The following is a 14,548-nucleotide window of genomic DNA, read 5'->3' as shown; positions in this document are numbered from 1 at the left end:
CCCCCGTACCCCGTCCGCGCGCGGTCACGACCGCGCGCGGAGGACGGCGGCCCCGGCGCGGGCCGGGTCCAGCGGCACCGGCGCGGTGAGGACGGCGGGGCCCACCCGCAGCACGCCGTCGGACAGCGCGGCGCAGCGCACCCCGCCCCGGCCGCGCAGCCCGTTGTGCGCCCCGGGCGCGAGGACGACGTCCATCCACGCGCACGGGTGCGCCGGGCGGCCGCCGCGCAGCCGCACCTCGCCCTCCCCGCAGTCGAGGGCGAACTCCTGCCCGCGCAGCGCCTCCACCTCCGCGCCGCGGAGGACGACGGTGCGCCGGGCGAGCAGCGGGTCGAACCGGTCCGTCCCGAGCTCGTCGGCGAGCGCCTCGAGCGCCTCCACGGCGAGCACCGTGAGCTGGGCGCCGCGGTGGGCGGTCCGGCCGGCGTAGCGGTCCCCCACGACCCCGTGCCCGGCCCGGACCTCGATCTCCGCGCGGCGGTCGCCGGCCTGGTCGGGCACCGGCCGCTGCGGCCGGCCGCCGTAGCGGTGCACGGGCGAGGCCAGCAGCGCGACGACCTCGACGTCGTATCGACGGAGGGCTCCGTCCTCCCCACCCCCCGCGAGCTCGGGGCGGGACCCGGGACGGTGCCTAACGGTCGGCCGTCCGGTGGATCGGGCCCTCGGTGCCGGTCAGCCGCTCCCCGGTGCCGCCCCAGCGCCCGGCGATGACCTCCGCGGCGATGGAAATCGCCGTCTCCTCGGGCGTGCGGGCACCGAGGTCCAGACCGATCGGGGAGGACAACCGGGAGAGCTCCTCCTTCGACAGGCCGGCCTCCTCCAGCCGCGCCAGCCGCTCCTCGTGGGTGCGCCGCGACCCCATCGCGCCGACGTAGGCCACCGGCAGGCGCAGCGCGACCTCCAGCAGCGGGACGTCGAACTTGGGGTCGTGGGTGAGGACGCAGAGCACGGTGCGCTCGTCGATGCGCCCGGCGTCCACCTCGGCCTGCAGGTAGCGGTGCGGCCACTCGACGACGACCTCGTGCGCGTCGGGGAACCGCTTGGGGGTGGCGAACACCGGGCGGGCGTCGCACACGGTCACCCGGTAGCCGAGGAAGGCACCGACCCGGGCGACCGCGGCGGCGAAGTCGATGGCGCCGAAGACGACCATCCGGGCCGCCGGGGCGAAGGAGTTCACGAACAGCGACAGGTCGTCCCCGCGCCGCTCGCCGTCGTGGCCGACGTGCAGCATCCCGGTGCGCCCGGCGGCCAGCATGCCGCGGGCGTCGGCGGCGACGGCGTCGTCGAGCCGCTGCAGGCCGAGGGTGCCCGACGCGCGGTCGGGCCAGAGCACCAGCCGGCGCCCGACCCGGTCCTCGGGGCCGGCCACGCAGGTGACGACGGCGACCGGCTCGTGCCGGTCGACCGACTCCTTGATCTCGCCGAGCTCGGGGAAGGACTCGCGGGAGACCCGCTCGACGAAGACGTCGAGGATGCCGCCGCAGGTCAGGCCCACGGCGAAGGCGTCGTCGTCGCTCACGCCGTACCGCTCGAGGGTGGGGACGCCGGAGTCGACGACGTCCTTGGCCTCCTCGTAGACCGCGCCCTCGACGCAGCCGCCGGAGACGCTGCCGACCGCCGTCCCGTCGGGTCCGACCAGCATCGAGGCGCCGGCCGGGCGCGGCGCCGAGCGCCAGGTGGCGACCACCGTGCCCATCCCGACGGTCTCGCCCGCCTGCCACCAGCCGACCAGGTCCTCGAGCACGTCCCGCATCGCAGCCCCTCCCTCGCAGTGGAGTGGATCCGTCGGCGTCACGTCGACCGATCCACTCCGCTCAACAGCTCAGGCCCGTGAGATCACTCCCACGAGCTCCTCGAACGCCGCCATGCTGTGCCCGGCCACGAACGCGTCCACCGAGGGCAGGGCGGCCTGCATGCCCGCGGTCAGCGGCTCGTAGCCCTCCCGGCCCTTGTGCGGGTTCACCCACACGACCGCGTGCGCAAGCCGGTGCAGCCGCCGCATCTGCTCGGCCAGGAGGTCGGTGCCGCCGCGCTCCCAGCCGTCGCTGCAGACCACGACCACCGCGCCGCGGGCCGTGCCGCGCTGGCCCCAGCGGTCGAGGAAGGCCTTGAGCACCTCCCCCAGGCGGGTGCCCCCCGACCAGTCGGGGATCGCCCCGGCGCTGGCGGCCAGCGCCCTGTCGGGGTCCCGCAGCCGCAGCTCACGGGTCACCCGGGTCAGCCGCGTCCCGATGGTGAAGACCTCCGTGGCCGACGGGTGCGCGCGCACGGCCGCGTGCGCGAAGCGCAGCAGCGCGTCGGCGTAGGGGCTCATCGAGCCGGAGACGTCGACGAGCAGGACGACGCGGCGCGGGCGCGGCCGGGCCCGCCGGTGCAGCAGCCGGGTGACCTCCCCGCCGCTGTGCAGCGCCCGGCGGACGGTGCGGGAGGGGTGCACGGCCCCCTGCGGGCTCGACTGGCGCCGGCGGGAGGGGCGCATCGGCGAGGCCGGCACGAGCAGGGCGAACAGCCGGCGCAGGTGCTCCCGCTCGGCGAGCGACATCTCGGCGACGTCCCGGTGCCGCAGCACCTCCGCCTCGCTGGCCCGGCCGGCGAGCTCCGGCGGCTCCTCGTCGGCCTGCTCGCCCTCGCCCGAGGGCGGCTCCAGCGGGGCCGTGGTGGCCAGCTGGCGGTCCGGCGGCCCGGGGGCCGGCCGGCCCGGGCGCGGGACCTCGCCGCCGAAGAAGGCAGCGAACGCGGCGTCGTAGCGGTCGAGGTCGTCGGGCCCGCCGCACAGGGTCAGCCGGCCGGCCCAGTAGACGTCGGTGGCGTCGAGGACGTCGAGCGCCCCGGCGGCGGCCAGCATCGCCTCCACCCGGTCCGGCGAGGCCGCGACGCCGGCGTGCCGGAGCGTCCGCGCGAAGGAGAGCACGGTGTCGACGACGTCCCGGGCGGGCCGCCGAGCCGAGGCATTGGCGGCCGTGCCCACGTCCTGGGGGGCCGGCACGGGGGCATGGCTTCCGCTACCTGCGCCGGCGCCCACGTCAGCCGCCACCGAACAGCGCCCCCCGGGTCAGCTGGTGCACCCGGTCGGTGTCCTCCCGGTACTTGAGGACGGCGCCCAGCGTGCGGGCGGCGACGTCGGGGTCGAGGTCGCGGGCGCCCAGCGTGTGCAGCGCGGTCGCCCAGTCCATCGCCTCGGCCACCCCGGGCGGCTTGAGCAGGTCGAGGGTGCGCAGCTTCGCGGTCGCACGGGCCACCTCGCGGGCCAGCTGCTCGGTGACCTCGGGCAGGCGGGTGCGCAGGATGGCGACCTCGCGGTCGAAGTCGGGGTGCTGCAGCCAGTGGTAGAGGCAGCGCCGCTTGAGGGCGTCGTGCACCTCGCGGGTGCGGTTGGAGGTCAGGATCACCAGCGGTGGCGTCGACGCCCGGATGGTGCCCAGCTCCGGGATCGAGATGGTGAAGTCGGAGAGGACCTCGAGCAGGAACGCCTCGAACTCGTCGTCGGCGCGGTCGACCTCGTCGACCAGCAGCACGCTCGGGGAGTCCTCGAGGGCCTGCAGCAGCGGGCGGGCCAGCAGGAACCGCCGGTCGTAGAGCGAGGCCTCCAGGGTCTCGGTGTCCCCGGTGGCGTGCGCGGCCTCGGCGGCGCGCAGGTGCAGCAGCTGCCGGCCGAAGTCCCAGTCGTAGAGGGCCTGGCTGGCCTCCAGGCCCTCGTAGCACTGCAGCCGGTAGATCGGCCGCCCGGTGACCTCGGCCAGGGCCTGGGCCAGGGCGGTCTTGCCGACGCCGGCCTCCCCCTCGAGGAACAGCGGCCGGTGCATGGCCAGCGCCAGGTAGGCGGCCGTGGCCAGCCCCTCGTCGGGCAGGTAGCCGGTGGAGCGCAGCGCCGCGGCCAGCTCGTCGGGGTCGGCGAACCCCAGCCCGGGGGTGGCCGTCGAGGTCTCGCTCACCAGCTCGCTCACGCCGACGAGCATCCCACCTGCCGGAGGCGGGCGACGCTGCCCGGTCGGGCAGGACCGCCCGGACGCGCGACGGCGCCCGCCCGGGAAGACCGGGCGGGCGCCGTCGTGGCGTGCGGTGCCGCCGGCGTGCGGTGCCGGCGGCGCGCGGCGGTCAGACGCGCCGGTCGTCGTCCCGGACGCCGTCCCGGACGCCGTCGACGTCGATCTCCTCCTTGCGGACGTCGGCCGACACCCGCTCCTGGTCGGTGACCGTCTCGGTGTCGAGGCGGACGCGCTCGACCGGCACGGCCTCCTTCTCCACCACGGGGCGCTCGGCGTGGAGGGTGACCTCGTGCTCCTCCTCGCTGATCGCCGGCCCGTCCATGGCGTTGCCGCGGTTGGCGTCGGTGATCGGCTCGCGCTCGACCCGGACCTCCTCGTGGGAGACCGGGACGGTCTCGCTCACGTTCTCCGTGACGACGTACTTGCGCAGCCGGGCGCGGCCGGTCTCCTCGGTGCGGGTGCCGACGTTGACGCGCTCCTCGGAGCGGGTCATCGCGCTGTCCGTCGTCGGGCCGGAGGTGTCACGGCCGACGGCGGCGCGGTCGTCGGTGCCCATGCGGTCGTCGGTCCGCTCCGTGCCGGTGGTGGCCATGCCGGTGGTGGCCATGCCGGTCGTGGACTCGGTGCCGGTCGTCGTGACGTCGCGGTCGGTCGTCGTGACGTCCCGGTCGGTGCGGCCGGTGGTGCCGTACTCCATGGAGTAGTAGCGGTAGAGCTCCTGCTCCTCCTGCGGGGAGAGGTGCCCGTCGGTGTCGATCTTGGGGGCGTCCTTGACGGCGCTCTTGCTCACGGGGACCCGTACGCCGTCGTCGGTCATGTCGGCGTCGCGGATCGGGACGAAGGACTCCTTGGTGCCGAACAGACCGGTCCGGACGGTGACCCACTCCGGCTGGCCGGTCTCGTCGTCGAGGTAGACCTCCGACGCCGAGCCGATCTTCTCGCCGGACTGGTCGTAGACGTCCTTGCCGATCACGCGGTTGATGGACTCGGTGCCGATCATCGTCGCTGTCGCTCCCATCGGGGTTGCTGCTCGGAACGGTCGACCCATGGGTGACCGCCGACCGGCGCGCCGAAACAGACCGGATCCGTCCGACTCGCCCGATCGCCGGGCGTGCCGGCGTCCAGCACCGGTCCCGCAACGCCACCGCCGGGCGCGTCCGCCCAGGTCAGACCGGGGATGCGCGGTGTGCCGGCGGCACACCCCCGCGGTGGGGATCGCGGTGACGCACGGTGAGCGGCTCCCGGTCGGGCGTGTCGGGCGCGCGGCTCCCGGCGCGTCGCTGGCGGGTCGGCGGACGCGGGCTGCCCAAGCTGGAGGGCGTGCCACCACGCTCCCCCTACGACAACCTGGTGCACCCCCGCACCGTCAAGAAGCCGGTCCCGCAGGTCGAGGCCGAGCGCGACCTCGTCGTCGAGGACCCGAGCTCCGGCTTCGTGGGCGCCGTCGTCAGATGCGAGAAGGACGTCGTGCACCTGGAGGACCGGTTCGGGAAGGTGCGGGGCTACCCGCTCGGCCCGGGGTTCTGGGTCGACGGCCGTCCGGTCGTGCTGGTCCGCCCGAGGCCGCAGGTCCCCGCCGGACCCGCCCGCAGCGCCTCGGGCTCCACGTACGTGACCGGCGCACGGGCGCGGGTCGCCCGCGAGGGCCGCATCCTCGTCGAGGGCAAGCACGACGCCGAGCTGGTCGAGAAGGTGTGGGGCCACGACCTGCGCATCGAGGGCGTCGTCGTCGAGCCCCTGCACGGCGTGGACGACCTGCCGGGCATCGTGCGCGACTTCCGGCCCGCGGCCGGGCGCCGGCTGGGCGTGCTGGTGGACCACCTGGTCCGCGGTTCCAAGGAGTCGCGCATCGCCGGGCAGGTGACCGGCGAGCACGCCCTGGTGGTCGGCCACCCGTTCGTCGACATCTGGCAGGCGGTCAAGCCGTCGGTCGTGGGCATCCGGGCCTGGCCGACCGTGCCGAAGGGCGAGCCCTGGAAGGAGGGCGTGTGCCGCCGGCTCGGCTGGGAGGACGACACCGGCTACGTCTGGGCGCAGCGCATCCTCGCCCGGGTGCGCACCTGGACCGACCTGGAGCCGGCGCTCATCGGCCGGGTCGAGGAGCTGATCGACTTCGTGACCACGGACTGAAGCCCCCGCCGAGATCGCGCGATCCCGGCGGTCCCGCCCCGCCCGGGACGTGCGGGCTCACGCGATCTCGCACGTCCCGGGGGGCCGGTCCGGCTCAGCCGGGGACGAAGTCGAACGTGTCCGGGTCGGGGCCGGTGCGCTCGCCGCGGTCGAGCGCGGTGAGCGTGGCCATCTGCCCCTCGTCGAGCTCGAAGTCGAACAGCGCGAAGTTCTCCTCCATGCGGGAGCGGGTCACCGACTTCGGGAACACCACGTCGCCGCGCTGCACGTGCCAGCGGAGCACGACCTGGGCCGGGGTGCGGCCGACCGCCCGGGCGACCTCGGTGATCGCCGGGTCGTCGAGCACCTTGCCCTGCGCGATCGGCGACCAGGCCTCGGTGACGATCTCGTGCTCGGCGCCGAAGGTGCGCGCCTCGTCGTTGGCGAGGTACGGGTGCACCTCGATCTGGTTGACCGCGGGCCGGACCTCGGTCTCGGCGAACAGCCGGCGCAGGTGGTGCGGCTGGAAGTTGGAGACGCCGATGGCCCGGCAGCGGCCGGAGGCGTAGATCTCCTCCATGGCCTTCCAGGTCTCGACGTAGTCCACGTCGATCGTCGGCAGCGGCCAGTGGACGAGGAACAGGTCCAGGTGGTCGGTGCCGAGGTCGGCCAGCGTCTGGTCGAAGGCGCGCAGCGCGTCGGCCCGGCGGTGGAAGCCGTTGTTCAGCTTGCTGGTGACGAAGACCTCGCCGCGGTCGATGCCCGAGCGGGCGATGGCCTCGCCGACGCCCTTCTCGTTGCCGTACATCTCCGCGGTGTCGATGTGCCGGTAGCCGATCTCCAGGGCGGCGCCGACCGCCTCGGCGGTGTCCTCGGGCGGGACCTGGTAGACACCGAAGCCGAGCTGCGGGATCTCGACGCCGTTGTTCAGCCGGATCGTGGGCACGGTGGCCACGGGGGCTCCTCTCGCTGACGGGTGGGGCGTGGCGCGCGCATCAGGTCGCGCACAACCTGCCGACTCACGACCTACCCGAGCGCCCGGCGCTCAACCGGCCCGCTAGAAGTAGTCGAGCAGCTCGGCCCGCGGCCCGGCGGCGAGCAGGTCCAGCGCGGCCGGGTCGTCCGGACCGGTCACCAGCCCGGCCAGCGCCGCGGCGTGCCCGGTGGTGACCCCGCAGTAGAGCTGCGCGAACGCGCGGACGTCGAGGGTCAGCCCCGGCTCGCGGCCGGCACGGCGCAACTCCCCGGCGCCGTCGGCGAGCTCCAGCTCCCACGCCCCGGTGTTCTCCGTCACGACCGGGTCGAGCAGCGTGAACGCCACCCGCCCGCGCACGTGGGCCGGCCAGCCGCGGTCGGCGACCGCGCGCACCACGTCGACCGGCCGGTGCATGAACACCGCCCCGGGCCCTCCTGGTGAGCGCTCGAGCGGCAGCACGCCGGCCACCGCGTCACCGGCCAGCAGCGGTACCCGCACGGTGCGGGTCACCGTGCGCCAGCCGGCCAGCACGCCGACCAGCGCCCGCGCCGCCTCGGGGGTGACCGCGAGCAGGTCGTGCACGGTCAGCCGCGCCTCGGGCCCGTAGCCGGACCCGCGCTCGTACACCAGGACGCCGGTGGGGACCCCGCTCTGCTCGGCGACCGTGACGCCGTCCACGTCCTCGGGCCACCGGCCCTCGTGCGGCAGGTCGAACGCGCCGCCGCGACGGGTGAGCAGCCCGGCCCGCGGCCGGGCGAGGGTCTCGTAGAGGACGTCGGCCACCGCGAGGTCGGCCGGCTCGCCCGGGCGCACCTCGACGCCGGGCACCGGGCCCGACGGCAGCGACGCGGCGTCCAGCTCTGCCCGCTGCAGCGCACCCACGACCTCCCAGCCCAGCCGCCGGTAGAGCCCCGAGACGGTCGGGAAGAGCGCGCTGACCGCAGCACCCCGCTCGCGGCCGCGGGCGAGCAGGTCGGCGAGCAGTGCGCGGGCCACGCCCGCGCCCCGATGCTCGGGCAGGACGGCGACCCCGCCGACGTCCGCGGTCGCCACCGCCCGGCCGCCCCACCACTGGTGGTGACCGGTGTCGGTGGCCTTGCCGACCAGCCGGCCGCGCGCGTCGAAGGCGCCCAGCCGCAGCAGGCCGTCGACCGGCCGAAGCGCCCAGTCCGGGGGCGGGACGGGGCCACCGAAGGCCAACCGGCCCAGCTCCCACGCGGCCGCCAGCTCGTCGTCGGCCAGCGGCCGCACGGTGACGATCACAGGGTCTCCCGGGCGACGTCGGCGGGGACCGGCACGGCGCGCGGCCTTGCGCAGCGGCGCAGCAGCGGGGCACCGGCCAGGGCCACCAGCCCGGCCAGCGCGGCGCCGAGCGCGGGGACGGCGAACGCCGCCTCCGCGCCCCAGGCGTCGACGGCGGCCCCGGCCAGCGCCGACCCGGCCGTGATCCCGAGGGTCAGCCCGGTGGTGGTCCACGACAGCGCCTCGGTCAGCGCCGACCGGGGGACCCGCGCCTCGACCAGCGACGTCCCGGAGACCAGGACCGGCGCGATGGCCAGCCCGGCGACGAACCCGACCCCCACGAGGACGGCGATCGACCCGACCCCCCACAGCAGCTGGACGGCGAGGGCGAAGAAGACCGCGGTCCCCAGGAACCGCGCGTCCAGACCCCCGGGCAGCCGGGCCACCCCGTAGACCAGCCCGGCGAGCAGGCTGCCGCCGGCGAAGACCGCGAGCGCCAGCCCGGCGAGGGCCGGCACGCCCTCCACCTCGGCGAACCCGATGACGACGACGTCCACGGCGCCGAAGACCGCCCCGATGGCGAGGTAGGTGGCCGAGACCACGAGCACCGCCCGGTTCAGGGCGGCCCAGCGGCGGGTCGGCGCGTCGGGGTCGGGTGGCTGGGGCACCGGCTCGGAGCCCCGCTGGCCGGCCAGCCAGAACCCGCCCAGCGCGCCCAGCGTGATCCCGGTGAGGAAGCCGGCCGGCGGCGCGACGAGGGTGGCCAGGAGCGTGACCAGCGGGGGCCCGACCACGAAGACGACCTCGTCGACGACGGCCTCGAGGGCGAACGCGGTCTGCCGGCGCTGCGCGTCCTCCAGGGCCGCGGCCCAGCGGGCGCGGACCAGCGAGCCGATGTTGGGCCCGCTGGCCCCGCACAGCGCGGCCAGCACGAACCAGCTCCACACCGGCGCGCCGGCGGTCACGGCGGCGACGAAGGCGACCCCGGAACTCGCGTAGGCCGTCATGGCCCAGCGCAGCACCGCGCCCTGGCCGCGGCGGTCCATGGCCCGGGCCCACTGCGGGCTGGCCACGGAGAAGCTCAGCGCCAGGGTGCCCGAGACCGCCCCGGCCAGGGCGTAGCTGCCCGTCCGGCCGGCGACCAGCAGCACGGCGCCGAGCCCGAGCATCGGGATGGGCAGCCGGGCGACCCACCCGGCGAAGGAGAAGGCCCGGGACCCGGGCACGGCGAACAGGCGGACGTAGGGACCGAGGACGGTGCGGGGTGACACGGGAGGTTCTCGCGCTTCCTGGCCACAGGCGAGTGCGGTCGGCCCGCAGGTCACTCGGGTGGCCCCGCGACGGTAGCAACGCCGGCCGGCCCGGCGCCCCGGCTTTCCCGTCCGGCGCCGTCCCCTGTCCGGGGAGGGGCACGGACCGGCCTTCCGCCACTACATTCGGGGCGTGACCTCGCCGACGCCGCTGCCCGACCCGGTCCCGCGCCGGCCGGACCCGGTCCCGGGCACCGGCGGCCTGGTCGACCGGCACGGCCGGGTCGCCACCGACCTCCGGGTCTCGCTCACCGACCGCTGCAACCTGCGGTGCAGCTACTGCATGCCGCCGGAGGGCCTGGACTGGCTGCCCAAGGTGGAGGTGCTCACCGACGACGAGGTCGCCCGGCTGGTGCGCATCGGCGTCGAGCAGCTGGGCATCCGCGAGGTGCGCTTCACCGGCGGCGAGCCGCTGCTGCGGCCCGGCCTGGTCGGCATCGTGCAGGCCGCCACGGCGCTCGCCCCGCGGCCCGAGGTCAGCCTGACCACCAACGCGATCGGTTTGGCCCGGGTCGCCCAGGCGCTCGCCGCGGCCGGCCTGGACCGGATCAACGTCAGCCTCGACACCCTCGACCGGGACCGCTTCAGGCAGCTCACCCACCGCGACCGGCTGGACGACGTCCTGGCCGGCCTGGCCGCCGCCCGCGACGCCGGGCTGACCCCGGTGAAGGTCAACGCCGTCCTGCTGCGCGGGATGAACGAGCAGGACGCCGTCCCGCTGCTCGACTACTGCCTGGAGCATGGCTACCAGCTGCGGTTCATCGAGCAGATGCCGCTGGACGCCCACCACGCGTGGACCCGCGGGGAGATGGTCACCGCCGAGGACATCCTCGAGCGGCTCTCGGCGGCGCACGCGCTGACCCCGGACACCGAGGAGCGCGGCTCGGCGCCGGCCGAGCGCTGGCTGGTCGACGGTGGCCCGGCGACGGTCGGCGTCATCGCCTCGGTCACCCGCTCGTTCTGCGGCACCTGCGACCGCACCCGGCTGACCGCCGACGGGCAGGTCCGCAACTGCCTGTTCGCCCGCGAGGAGTCCGACCTGCGGACGCCGATGCGCGCCGGCGCCACCGACGCCGAGCTGGCCGACCGCTGGCGGATCGCCACCCTCGCCAAGCTGCCCGGCCACGGCATCGACGACCCGAGCTTCCTGCAGCCGTCCCGGCCGATGTCGGCCATCGGGGGCTGAGCGTGGCCGCTCCCGCCGTCACGGTGCGGTACTTCGCCGGTGCCCGGGCGGCCGCCGGCGTCGACACCGAGACCCGCACCGCCGGCACCCTCGCCGAGCTGGTCGAGCAGGTCGTGGCCGCGCACGGCGAGCGCCTGGAGCGGGTGCTCACCGCCTGCTCGTTCCTGGTCGACGGAACACAGACCCGCGACCGCTCGTTGAAACTGCAACCCGGGGTGGTCGTCGACGTGCTGCCCCCGTTCGCCGGAGGTTGATCCCGACGCCGTGACGGCGCTGCCTCACCATCCCCCTTCCCCTGACCTCCCGCCGGGCGGCACCCGGTGATCGAGTGGTTGCTCGTCCTCGTCGGCGTCCTGCTGGTGCTCGCCTGCGCCGGGTTCGTTGCCTTCGAGTTCGCCCTCGTCACCGTGGACCGCGCCACGGTCGAGCGCCGCGTCCAGGAGGGTGACCGCCGGGCGCCCGGCGTCCTCGCCGCCCTGCGCACGCTCTCGACCCAGCTGTCGGGCGCCCAGCTCGGCATCACGGTGACCAACCTGGCCATCGGCTTCGTCGCCGAGCCCTCGATCGCCGCGCTGCTGCGCGGCCCGCTGGAGGGCGTCGGGCTCTCCGGCGCCGCCGCCCGCTCGGTCTCCATCACCCTGGCCCTGGTGCTGGCGACCGCGCTCACCATGGTGTTCGGCGAGCTGGTGCCCAAGAACCTGGCGATCGCCGACCCGCTGCGCGTGGCCCGCGCCGTCTCCGGCTTCCAGCGCGGGTTCACCCGGTCGACCGCGCTGGTCATCCGGCTGCTCAACGGCTGGGCCAACGCCATCCTGCGGCGGGTCTTCGGGGTCGAGCCGCAGGAGGAGCTGGCCTCGGCGCGGTCCCCGGAGGAGCTGACCTCCCTGGTCCGCCGCTCCCGGGCCGTCGGGACCCTGCCCGAGGGGACCGCCACGCTGCTCGAGCGCGGGCTGGCCTTCGGCGAGCTGCGGGCCAGCGACGTCGCCACCCCGCGGATCCGGATGACCACCGTCCCGGTGGACGCCCCGGTCGCGGCGGTGCTCGCCACGGCCCGGGAGTCCGGGCACTCGCGGTTCCCCGTCGTCGCGGGCGCGGGCGCGGACGACGTCGTCGGGATGGTCCACGTGAAACACGCGCTCGGCGTCGAGCGCGCGCAGCGCTCCGACGTCCCGGTGGAGCAGGTGATGGTGCCGGCGATGTTCGTGCCGACCTCCCGCCAGCTCGACGAGCTGCTCGTGGACCTGCGCCGCGGCGGCCTGCAGATGGCGGTGGTGGTCGACGAGTACGGCGGCACGGACGGCGTCGTCACCGTCGAGGACCTGGTCGAGGAGCTGGTCGGCGCCGTCTCCGACGAGCACGACGAGGAGCCCGAGCCGGAGGCCGTGGACCTGGGGGACGGCTCGTGGTCGGTCTCCGGGCTGCTGCGCCCGGACGAGGTGAGCGCGCTGACCGGGCTGGCCGTCCCGGCCGACCGGCACTACGAGACGGTGGGCGGGCTGGTCCTGCACCACCTGGGCCGCATCCCCGAGGCCGGTGACCGGGTGACGGCGGTGCGCCCGCTGCCCCCCGAGCTGGCCGGCGAGGCCGAGGGGCACCTGGGCGGGGTCTGGGTCGAGGTGCAGCGGCTGGACGGCACCCGGGTGGACCGGGCGCGCGTCGGCGCGGTCCCGGCGTCCGAGACGGTCGAGGAGGCCTCCCGTGGGTGACTGGGTCGGGGTGCTGGTCGCCGTCGTGCTGCTGCTGGCCAACGCCTTCTTCGTGGGGGCCGAGTTCGCGCTCATCTCCGCCCGCCGCTCGTCCATCGAGCCGCTGGCCGAGGCCGGGTCCCGGCGCGCCCGGACGACGCTGGGGGCGATGGAGCAGGTCTCCCTGATGATGGCCGGAGCGCAGCTGGGCATCACCGTCTGCTCGCTGGGGCTGGGCGCCATCGGCGAGCCGGCCGTCGCCCACCTGCTGGAGCCGGCGTTCGAGGCCGTGAGCGTCCCCGAGGCGCTGGTGCACCCCATCTCGTTCGTCATCGCGCTGACCCTCGTCGTGGCCCTGCACGTGGTGATCGGCGAGATGGTGCCCAAGAACCTCGCGCTGGCCGGCCCCGACCGGGCGGCCCTGGCCCTGGCCCCGCCGCTGCGCGCGGTGGTCACCCTGCTCAAGCCGGTGATCCTGCTGCTCAACGCCCTGGCCAACGCCACGCTGCGCCTGCTGCGGGTGCAGCCCAAGGACGAGGTGACCAGCTCCTTCACCCGCGACGAGGTCGCCGGGCTGATCGACCAGTCGCGGGAGGGCGGGCTGCTCGACGAGCGCGGGCACGACCTGCTCACCGGCGCGCTGACCCTGGAGGACCGCGACACCCGCACCGTCCTCATCCCCCGCGCGTCGCTGACCACCGTGGACGCCGGGGACACCGCGGCGGCCGTCGAGCGGGCCGCCGCCCGGACCGGCTTCTCCCGCTTCCCCGTCGTCCGGGACGGCGCCTTCACCGGGTACGTGCACGTGAAGGACGTGCTGGTCGACGAGGGCCGGCCCGACGTCCGGGTCGCCGACATCACCCGGCCGCTGCCCCGGGTGCCGGCGCGGGGTGACCTGCGCTCGACGCTGCAGACGATGCAGGCCGGCGGCGCCCAGTTCGCCGCCGTCGTGGAGGGCGGCGCGCTGGAGGACGGCGAGGTCGTCGGCGAGGTCGTCGGCGTGGTCGCGCTCGAGGACATCCTCGAGGAGCTGGTGGGCGAGATCCGCGACACCGTGCACCGCTGAGCCCGCGGTGCGCGGCCGGACCCGCTGCGCCGACCCACCCCCGCGCGGGAGGATGGGCCCATGAGCATCTGGGACAAGGCCAGGGCGAAGGCCGAGGAGCTCTACGGCCGGGCCGAGGAGCTCTACGGGGAGTCGCACGGGGACGCCGCCGCCCAGGTCGCCGGGGAGGCCCGGCGCCTGGAGGGCGAGGCCGAGGAGGAGGCCGCCGAGCGCGGGGACGCCGAGCGGGAGGTCGCCCCGGGAGGGGACCCCCAGCAGGACCTCCGCGACCACCGGCGGGGCTCCTGACCCGGGGACGTGGCGGGGCCGGGCATCACCGACGTCGCCCCCTGGCAGGACTTCCCGGGGGCGGCGTGCGGCGCGCTGGAGTTCCTGCACGAGCAGCTCGGCTGGGACGTGTGGGCGGTCACCCGCGTCGTCGGCGACCTGCAGGTCGTGCTGCACGCCCACCCGGCCGCCGTCCTGCCGCCGGGCTCGGCGCTGCCGTGGGCGAACAGCTTCTGCCAGCTCATGACGGTGGGGCAGGGCCCCCGCGCGGCGACGGTGACCGCGGCGGTCCCCGCCTACGCCTCGCGCCGGCTGGGGCCGCTGACCGGGGTCGCCGCCTACATCGGCGTCCCGCTGGTGACGGGCGGCGGGGAGCTGTTCGGCACGGTCTGCGGCCTGGGCTTCCGCGCCCGGCCCCGCAGCGCCACCCGCGACCTGCCGCAGGTGGAGTTCGCGGCGCGGATGATCAGCACGCTCATGGCGGCGGGGGTGTCGCCCTCCGACCCGCCGCCCGCACCGCGGGGGCGCCGGGCCACCGACCGGCTCTGACCGGCCTCAGGCGCGTTATGGGGGTTGACTTATGCAACCCCCAGGTCGGCGGCGTGAACCCGTAGCAGGGTGTGCGCGGCGATGGTGGCGGCGGTGCGGGTCAGCAGGCCCCAGAAGGTGTGGGCGCCGTGGCGGGCCAGTTCCATCCGGTCGGTGAGCTCGCCGAAGGTGA

General features: G+C 75.9%; 15 protein-coding genes. 7 read left to right on the top strand and 8 right to left on the bottom strand.

All coding sequences use genetic code 11. The annotated features are described in order from the left end of the window. Window positions 1-24: 24 nt before the first annotated feature. From D0Z06_RS17595 to D0Z06_RS17575, 5 genes are all read right to left on the bottom strand, one after another. A complete protein-coding gene (locus D0Z06_RS17595) occupies window positions 25-534 on the bottom strand; it encodes an MOSC domain-containing protein (RefSeq protein ID WP_233517773.1) in 510 nt (169 codons plus the stop codon). 97 nt (window positions 535-631) lie between these two features. Continuing rightward, complete coding sequence (locus tag D0Z06_RS17590) at window positions 632-1,753, bottom strand: XdhC family protein (RefSeq protein ID WP_117378853.1); 1,122 nt, start codon at window positions 1,751-1,753, stop codon at window positions 632-634. A 69-nt stretch (window positions 1,754-1,822) separates the two neighbouring features. Next, window positions 1,823-2,986, bottom strand: coding sequence for a vWA domain-containing protein (locus tag D0Z06_RS17585; protein WP_233517772.1), 1,164 nt, complete (start codon window positions 2,984-2,986; stop codon window positions 1,823-1,825). Window positions 2,987-3,023: 37 nt separating this feature from the next. After that, on the bottom strand, window positions 3,024-3,944 hold the full coding sequence (locus D0Z06_RS17580; RefSeq protein ID WP_199522387.1) for an AAA family ATPase: 921 nt from the start codon (window positions 3,942-3,944) through the stop codon (window positions 3,024-3,026). Between the two features lie 151 nt (window positions 3,945-4,095). Beyond that, entirely contained in the window at window positions 4,096-5,004 is a 909-nt protein-coding gene (locus D0Z06_RS17575; RefSeq protein ID WP_370453371.1) for a PRC and DUF2382 domain-containing protein, read from the bottom strand. Window positions 5,005-5,306: 302 nt separating this feature from the next. Between D0Z06_RS17575 and D0Z06_RS17570 the strand changes: the two genes are divergently transcribed. Next, a complete protein-coding gene (locus D0Z06_RS17570; RefSeq protein ID WP_117378919.1) occupies window positions 5,307-6,116 on the top strand; it encodes a DUF3097 domain-containing protein in 810 nt (269 codons plus the stop codon). Between the two features lie 94 nt (window positions 6,117-6,210). Here D0Z06_RS17570 and D0Z06_RS17565 read toward each other — a convergent pair whose 3' ends face one another. From D0Z06_RS17565 to D0Z06_RS17555, 3 genes are all read right to left on the bottom strand, one after another. Then, entirely contained in the window at window positions 6,211-7,050 is an 840-nt protein-coding gene (locus tag D0Z06_RS17565) for an aldo/keto reductase (RefSeq protein ID WP_117378851.1), read from the bottom strand. 102 nt (window positions 7,051-7,152) lie between these two features. Then, entirely contained in the window at window positions 7,153-8,334 is a 1,182-nt protein-coding gene (locus D0Z06_RS17560; protein WP_117378850.1) for a GNAT family N-acetyltransferase, read from the bottom strand. After that, window positions 8,331-9,584, bottom strand: coding sequence for an MFS transporter (locus D0Z06_RS17555; RefSeq protein WP_117378849.1), 1,254 nt, complete (start codon window positions 9,582-9,584; stop codon window positions 8,331-8,333). The genes D0Z06_RS17560 and D0Z06_RS17555 overlap by 4 nt, the downstream gene beginning before the upstream one ends. A 172-nt stretch (window positions 9,585-9,756) precedes the next feature. Between D0Z06_RS17555 and moaA the strand changes: the two genes are divergently transcribed. From moaA to D0Z06_RS17525, 6 genes are all read left to right on the top strand, one after another. Continuing rightward, window positions 9,757-10,809: a GTP 3',8-cyclase MoaA gene (gene moaA / locus D0Z06_RS17550; protein WP_199522386.1), complete on the top strand. Its 1,053-nt coding sequence runs from the start codon at window positions 9,757-9,759 to the stop codon at window positions 10,807-10,809. A gap of 2 nt (window positions 10,810-10,811) precedes the next feature. Further along, entirely contained in the window at window positions 10,812-11,063 is a 252-nt protein-coding gene (locus tag D0Z06_RS17545; RefSeq protein ID WP_117378848.1) for a MoaD/ThiS family protein, read from the top strand. A gap of 66 nt (window positions 11,064-11,129) precedes the next feature. Further along, entirely contained in the window at window positions 11,130-12,515 is a 1,386-nt protein-coding gene (locus tag D0Z06_RS17540) for a hemolysin family protein (protein WP_117378847.1), read from the top strand. Further along, complete coding sequence (locus D0Z06_RS17535; RefSeq protein WP_117378846.1) at window positions 12,508-13,560, top strand: hemolysin family protein; 1,053 nt, start codon at window positions 12,508-12,510, stop codon at window positions 13,558-13,560. The genes D0Z06_RS17540 and D0Z06_RS17535 overlap by 8 nt, the downstream gene beginning before the upstream one ends. A gap of 60 nt (window positions 13,561-13,620) precedes the next feature. Then, window positions 13,621-13,848, top strand: coding sequence for a hypothetical protein (locus D0Z06_RS17530; protein WP_117378845.1), 228 nt, complete (start codon window positions 13,621-13,623; stop codon window positions 13,846-13,848). A 9-nt stretch (window positions 13,849-13,857) separates the two neighbouring features. Further along, the gene (locus D0Z06_RS17525) at window positions 13,858-14,376 is read left to right on the top strand and encodes a GAF domain-containing protein (RefSeq protein ID WP_117378844.1); all 519 of its coding nucleotides are present in this window, start codon (window positions 13,858-13,860) and stop codon (window positions 14,374-14,376) included. Window positions 14,377-14,548 lie beyond the last annotated feature (172 nt).

The organism is Geodermatophilus marinus (assembly GCF_003428645.1).
In the GTDB taxonomy this organism is placed as follows: domain Bacteria; phylum Actinomycetota; class Actinomycetes; order Mycobacteriales; family Geodermatophilaceae; genus Geodermatophilus.
The sequence above is the reverse complement of the archived record's forward strand: the minus strand, read 5'-3'. Positions and strand labels throughout refer to the sequence as shown.

Excerpts from the sequence above, each read along its gene's own strand:
- D0Z06_RS17530 (WP_117378845.1), top strand. The coding sequence starts at position 13,621 with ATGAGCATCTGGGACAAGGCCAGGGCGAAGGCCGAGGAGCTCTACGGC.
- D0Z06_RS17590 (WP_117378853.1), bottom strand. The coding sequence starts at position 1,753 with ATGCGGGACGTGCTCGAGGACCTGGTCGGCTGGTGGCAGGCGGGCGAG.
- D0Z06_RS17575 (WP_370453371.1), bottom strand. The coding sequence starts at position 5,004 with ATGGGAGCGACAGCGACGATGATCGGCACCGAGTCCATCAACCGCGTG.